The following is a 6279-nucleotide window of genomic DNA, read 5'->3' on the forward strand; positions in this document are numbered from 1 at the left end:
TGGTCAGTGGTCAGCGGTCAGTGGTCAGCTGTGGCACAGGCTTCCAGCCTGTGACCTAACCCCTCAAGTAGGGTGGAACAGGCTTCCAGCCTGTGACCTAACCCATAAGCTGATAACTGATCACTGACATCTCACTTACTACTAACGATAGTCTCCCAATTCTGAATCACTTGCTGCAAAGCTTCCGGGAGCTGATTACTACCAATATCGGCATAACGTGTGGTACCAGCATTGCTGCTCAGAGTAACACTGATGTAATCAGCAGCACCAATAGGAGCAGGGTAACTGAGCTGATCAAACTGACCAAAGTCTACGTCTTTGTTGAGAAACTCTTCAAAGCCTTTGACATCTTGACGGGAAATGCGAGCAATCTCAGTGGGAGTGCTATTGCCATTTATCCTTATGTACTGCTGAATCACTTGTCCATTGTTGAGCAGACGGGTTTCAACGGTTTGACCAAAGAAACCACCATTTGCGATCGCACGAAATACGGTATTCTTCTCTAGGGCTGGTGGTAATTCACTGCTGGGAATCGGTACTGCTGCCAGTAGGTCTTGATTGTCTACTGATTCAACCTGAGCGGTTGCGGTAGAGTTACCTGATGGTAAGAACTTCATTTGACCAGCTTGGCTAGTGACTGCACTAAAGGATAAAATTCCGGTTAATGCACAGGCAGCAATAATATAAGAGGATGGGGTGATTGCACGCAAGTTTTTCATCTGATTCCCTTGATTAGTTGAAGGTGTACCGATAGGCCAAGGTAGAGAAGTTAGCAGCAGTATCAAGACCAATTGCTGGTGTTTGCCTTTTCACTTAGGACTATTGACTTGTGGGAGATTTGTTTTGTTTCGTGGTAACTACCGCACTAACGGTAGGGAAATCACGTCCTAAGCTATCAGCTTATGCGCTACGCGCACGCTACGCGAACAGCGGTCAGTGGTCAGTTGTCAGCTATCAGCTATAGCATTTTCATTTGAGATCTAAACTGAAAGGCCGTGGGCCACGCTTCGCGGTGCTCCGTTTGCGTAGCGTGGCCCACGGCCAAGGAGCCACTAAAAGCGATCAGGTCTTCTTTTATTTTAGTAAAAAACTCTGGAGCTCTTGCCTATTGCCTCTTGCCTATTGCCTCTTGACTTTTTCCATAATTTATCACTTGACAAATAGTTTAAAAATGCTATATAGCATTTTGATTTGAGATGTCAACTGAGAAAGTATTTTTAGTTTACTATAAAGCTCTGGTTCTATTGCTACTATTGCCTCTTGACTTTTTCCATAATTTATCACTTGACAAATAGTTTAAAAATGCTATAGGTTATGAGTAATAATTTTAAGTTACATTAAATAGCAATGCCATGGATTTTTTTTTAATGTTAATTTTTTTAAAAAAAGTCTAGATTGTTGGCAATAATGGTGTAGTTTTGATCTTAGGTCTTTTGACAGGTAAGCTGATCTTTCATAACCTTGTATTAAGGAGATAATAATGCGTATAGTGATCATGTTGGTTGCTTCAATATTCCTGCTCTTCGCCAATGTTAGCGCGGCGGAGGCTTCTGTCTCAAACCCAGCAAGTCTCGAGGGTGAGTGGATAGGAACTTGGACTAGTTTGAATGCTACCACCTATAACGGTGTGATCGAGATGTCTATAAATCAAGAGGGGGATAACGTATTCGGTACCTCAGTGGTGGGCAACACAAAATGTTCTCCTGAACGGGTTTTCAAAGGTAATTTGTCAGGCAAGTATAAAAACTTTATTGAGTTAGAATTAGCTCCTGAGCAAAATCCGACCAATCCAATTAGCAAAAATTGGGGGGTTATAACCAGGTCTCGCAATGCTATCAGTGCGGTCTACAACTTCGACAATGCTGATTCCGATTGTTATGGAGATGTCGGCACCATGTTCATCTCTAAGGTTCAGCCCTATTCCAAGATTGAGGGCATCACAAAGAAATAACTCAGGACTTACGCTAAGACATCGTTAAATAATGAAGAATGAAGAATTAAGAATTTAGAATTGGAAGTTTTTTGCATTCTACATTCTACATTCTACATTCTACATTCTTCATTCTTCATTCACCCAGTAAGGCGCGGAATGCTGCTTGTGACCCCGTCAGGTCAAAATGTCAGCTCCCTTATCAGCAATCATCATGGTTGCGGCTGCTGTGTTTGCGGTTATTGGTAAAGGGAAGACAGAAGCATCAATCACACGCAGACCTGATACTCCTCGAACCTTAAGTTCTGTATCCACCACAGAACTTTCATCAATCCCCATTCTGCAAGTTCCGCAATAGTGCTGTGTGGTATTGGCTGTTTCTTTTATATAACTCTCTAAATCTGTTCCCGGTTCTGGAGCAATTTGCTTTTCCCGCCATTGCCCCAAGCTTGATTGATTGCCAATATCGATACCTAACTGAAGCGCTGTTATACATGACTGGAGATCTCCTGGCACGGTCAGATATTTTGGGTCAACAAGAGGAGCTTGATCAGGAGAACTTGAACGCAGCGTAATAGTTCCCTTACTCTTCAAGTGCATGACATTTGGCCATAACCAAAAAGAATTTTTTGGACCAGGGAAACCTTTGAGTGTTCCCACTCCCACTGAACACTCTATATCAACAACTGAACTACTATTTTCCGTAGAGCCGAAAATCACAGCTGGAGCTAGGCTATAGGAATACACTGGTAAATCTTTATCTTCGGGAATAGAAAATCCGGCACTAACGAAAAGATCGTCATGTAAGTTCTTCCCTACTTCTGGAACATTCACAACTACTGGAATATCAAATTTAGCCAACTCAGTTTCGTCGCCAATGCCTGAAAGCATCAATATTTTTGGACTTGCAATCGCACCAGCACTCAGCACAACTTCATGTCGCACGCCTGCAAAGTATTTTTCGTTCTTCTGAACATATTCAACACCTATTGTTTTGGTATTATTAAATCGGATCTTGGTTACCAAAGCTTCAGCTATTACAGTTACATTTGTATGAACCGCTGGTAAAAAAGTGTTAAATGTGGTTTCACGAAAAAGCTTTGAAAGTGTTTTAATATTGTTGAACTGAAATGGAGCGTATCCATATTGACTCTCGCTGGTATTATAATTAGGATTTTCAGGTAAACCGTACTGTTTAGCAGCAGCGAATAAATCGTTAATGAAATTGAAATGATCTGTCTGGGCCACCAAAACCTTGATGATCTGTTCTACACTTTCAAAGTGGGGTAGTACATCATTCCATGACCAACCAGGTGCTACTTTACCCCACTCATCAAAGTCAGAGCGTCCACCTCTGACATAGACCGTGGCATTATGTAATGCACACCCACCTAGTGCTTTTGCTTGCGGCAGCATGATCACACGGCTGTTTAAATTTTTTTGAGGTACTGACTGGTAACCCCAATCAATCTCCGGATGTTCTTGTAGGACTTCAAACCAATCACTTGGGTTGTACATCTTGGGATTAAGTTGGAGCTTTCCAGCTTCGATCAGCAGAATTTGTGCATTTGAGTCAGAAGCAGCAAGCTTTGAAGCTACTATGCTTCCGGCAGAACCTGCACCAATAACAATGTAGTCATACATGGAATTTGCTTCTGGCATCTTAAATGCTCCGATTAGAATCTGCTAATTAGTTTTGCTATCAGCTAATGCGCGTTCAGCTTATGGGCGTAGCCCAAGTTACCTAAAGTGCTTTTCAATAAAATAACCTGAAAGCTAACCACTGACCACTGACCGCTGACCGCTGACCACTGACCGCTGACCGCTTAAAGAATTACACTTTCCCCAGTAACCCTTCCAATTGCTCCCGCACTGATAACGGTTCATACCCCAAACTAAATGCTAACGAACTATCCAATGAAGTATCGGGAGATCTAGGGGCAGCCATAGGTACATCCTTTTGTAGACAGCGTCCTAAATTATCTTGGGAAAGCTCAAATACCTCAGCCATCAGGCAACCAAAGTCATAGCGAGAGATCCGTTCTTTTCCGCCCAGATTAACTAGACCTTGGACTTTCTCTAGCGCTAGTAAAAGTCCCTTGGCTGCTGTGGTGCCACTGACAGGGGTTCTAATTTCATCGGTAAATAAGCTCAATGGTCGCCCTTCTCTCAGGATTTTGAGGAAGGGTTGGATAAAGCTACTGGCAGTAGGGGGAGTGATGCCAAACATTAAGGGCATGCGGCAAATCGCGACTTTAGGATAATGCGATCGCATCCCTTCTTCTGCCATCACTTTTTGCTCACCGTAATAGCTGATGGGCGATACCGGATCAGTTTCTAGATAAGGAGGGTTTAAACCATCGAAGACCAAGTCAGTAGAGGTAAACACGCAAGCGATATCATAATCTGCACTTAGTCGAGCAATATTGATAGAAGCTGTAACATTAATCGAGTATGATTCCTCTGGATGGGTCTGACAAAAATTAGGTTTAGAGTGAGCTGCGGTATGAATTACTCCTGCTGGCTGAATCTCAGCAAACAGATGCTTCATGTCTTGGAATTCCCTCAAGTCAGCCTTTACCAAGGTTATTCCCGGAATATCTATCGTCTGGGAAAAATAAGTTCCATAAATATCCCATTTTTCTTTAGCGAGCTGGCAAAGGTTCCATCCAAGGAAACCGCTAGCTCCTGTCACTAAGAGTTTTTTTCTCATCAAAATTTAGAGTTAGTAAGGGGGGAAAACAGATATCCTTGTTACTGTTCTATCTTTTGATTTCCTTAAGTGCCCATTAAATAAGCTGACAGCAATCAGCGTTCAGCAGTCAGCTTAGATGGGCTTTTCCCAAGACTTTCAATTGGGTGCATCTCCTAAAAGCTGTTTGACCCATTGGTGCGTTACGGGACGGACTTTCCTAACACTGGCTACCGAGAAAATGAGAGCTCGCCCGTCCCTAACGCACCCTACCTAACTATTCTCTGCTCCCTACTCCCTACTCCCTGCTCCCTAAAAACATGTAACCTTACCTAATTGAAAACGGCTATATCAACGATTAGCCGTTCATAACAGCGTGTTCCTTAAATACCTCCAACGGAATGTAATCAAGGGCTGCTTCATGGGTTGCTGACAAAATCACCGGTGGCGCAACCCCAGCATCCAGCGCCTCCTTCCAACGACTGAGACACAAACACCAATGATCTCCGGGTTTAAGACCAGGAAAACCATAGACCGGGGATGGTGTACTCAAATCATTCCCTCTTTGCTTAGTAAAAGAGAGAAACTCTTCCGTCATTTCTGCACAAACGATATGTACACCAACGTCAGTTGGTCCTGTGTCACATTTTCCGTTCCGAAAAAATCCCGTCATCGGAGATGTGCAGCACACCTTTAGTGTTCCGCCAAGAACGTTTTTGGCATTGTTCATGATATAATAAAATAGTTTAATTACGCCAATAATGTTGGTATTTTGTTGTCAGCTATCAGCTATCAGCTATCAGCTATCAGCTATCAGCTATCAGCTATCAGCTTAAGCGCACGCTACTTGAGGTGCTATCAGCTATCAGCTATCAGCTATCAGCTTAAGCGCACGCTACTTGAGGTGCTATCAGCTATCAGCTATCAGTTATCAGCTATCAGTTATCAGCTTTTGAATAGTCGAAGCCTGTGCTATGCTACGGTAAATAATTTTATTTTTAGCTGACGGCTGACCGCTGACCGCTGACTGCTTACCAAACGCTGTGCTAGGATGGTGTTTGGAAAGCTGTCAAACACATCGATGGTGATGAAGGTTGAAGCTTGACATCTACGGTTTTGTAACCAGCTGTCATCAATAAATTAGTCACCACTAATTGCGCCCTTTGATTAGCTTGCTCTAGCACACCTTGCTGACAAGCAGTAGCCTGAATTTTTCGGAGGGTTTCCTGTTGAGCTAGCATCTGTAATTGAGGGGCAACATCGGGTCCAAGACCCAAAAATCCTCGGTTGTAGTCGTAGACCTGGGAACGGGTAACATCAATCTTGCTATCCAGTAATTGAGGCGCTGGTAACTGCACTTGGATCGAGTCATTGCTGACTTTGACATCATCGACGCTTAATTTCCCTAAATCAACCCCAGCTCTAACTTCCCCATAAGCAATGTAGAGTAATGTCGTTGACGCTAAGCGATATTGTCCTAAGTTTCTATCTTGACGAGTTGGAACAACTGCCTCCATGCTAAACACAGCAGTGGTCAATTCACTAACATTACGAACTTTATTAACCACAACGTTTCTCACATCCACCTCTGGTTCTGGCTGTGATAAGTTTAATTGTGATAAGTCGAATAGACCATTAACTTGTTCAAACAAGCGGG

8 protein-coding genes are annotated in these 6279 nt (G+C 43.1%); 3 read left to right on the top strand and 5 right to left on the bottom strand.

What is annotated here, in order from left to right; all coding sequences use genetic code 11:
- Positions 1 to 131 precede the first annotated feature (131 nt).
- The gene (locus tag F6J94_RS28100) at positions 132 to 719 is read right to left on the bottom strand and encodes a hypothetical protein (RefSeq protein WP_293046430.1); all 588 of its coding nucleotides are present in this window, start codon (positions 717 to 719) and stop codon (positions 132 to 134) included.
- 110 nt (positions 720 to 829) lie between these two features.
- On the opposite strand from F6J94_RS28100, the gene F6J94_RS28105 reads away from it, so the two are divergent.
- Together F6J94_RS28105 and F6J94_RS28110 are read left to right on the top strand one after the other, a co-directional pair.
- A complete protein-coding gene (locus F6J94_RS28105) occupies positions 830 to 964 on the top strand; it encodes a hypothetical protein (protein WP_293046435.1) in 135 nt (44 codons plus the stop codon).
- A gap of 516 nt (positions 965 to 1480) precedes the next feature.
- The gene (locus tag F6J94_RS28110; RefSeq protein ID WP_293046440.1) at positions 1481 to 1951 is read left to right on the top strand and encodes a hypothetical protein; all 471 of its coding nucleotides are present in this window, start codon (positions 1481 to 1483) and stop codon (positions 1949 to 1951) included.
- Between the two features lie 156 nt (positions 1952 to 2107).
- Here the strand turns inward: F6J94_RS28110 and F6J94_RS28115 are convergent, their stop codons facing one another.
- Complete coding sequence (locus F6J94_RS28115; protein ID WP_293046445.1) at positions 2108 to 3592, bottom strand: GMC family oxidoreductase; 1485 nt, start codon at positions 3590 to 3592, stop codon at positions 2108 to 2110.
- 172 nt (positions 3593 to 3764) lie between these two features.
- Positions 3765 to 4643, bottom strand: coding sequence for an NAD(P)-dependent oxidoreductase (locus F6J94_RS28120; protein ID WP_293046456.1), 879 nt, complete (start codon positions 4641 to 4643; stop codon positions 3765 to 3767).
- Between the two features lie 177 nt (positions 4644 to 4820).
- Between F6J94_RS28120 and F6J94_RS28125 the strand changes: the two genes are divergently transcribed.
- Complete coding sequence (locus tag F6J94_RS28125) at positions 4821 to 4958, top strand: hypothetical protein (protein WP_293046448.1); 138 nt, start codon at positions 4821 to 4823, stop codon at positions 4956 to 4958.
- A 22-nt stretch (positions 4959 to 4980) separates the two neighbouring features.
- Here F6J94_RS28125 and F6J94_RS28130 read toward each other — a convergent pair whose 3' ends face one another.
- Complete coding sequence (locus tag F6J94_RS28130; RefSeq protein ID WP_293046451.1) at positions 4981 to 5352, bottom strand: DUF2237 domain-containing protein; 372 nt, start codon at positions 5350 to 5352, stop codon at positions 4981 to 4983.
- A gap of 316 nt (positions 5353 to 5668) precedes the next feature.
- Positions 5669 to 6279, bottom strand: a 611-nt coding sequence (locus tag F6J94_RS28135) for a DUF4230 domain-containing protein (RefSeq protein WP_293046454.1), incomplete at its 5' end; no start/stop codon positions are given.

Source organism: Moorena sp. SIO1F2 (assembly GCF_010672755.1).
Taxonomy (GTDB): Bacteria; Cyanobacteriota; Cyanobacteriia; order Cyanobacteriales; family Coleofasciculaceae; genus Moorena.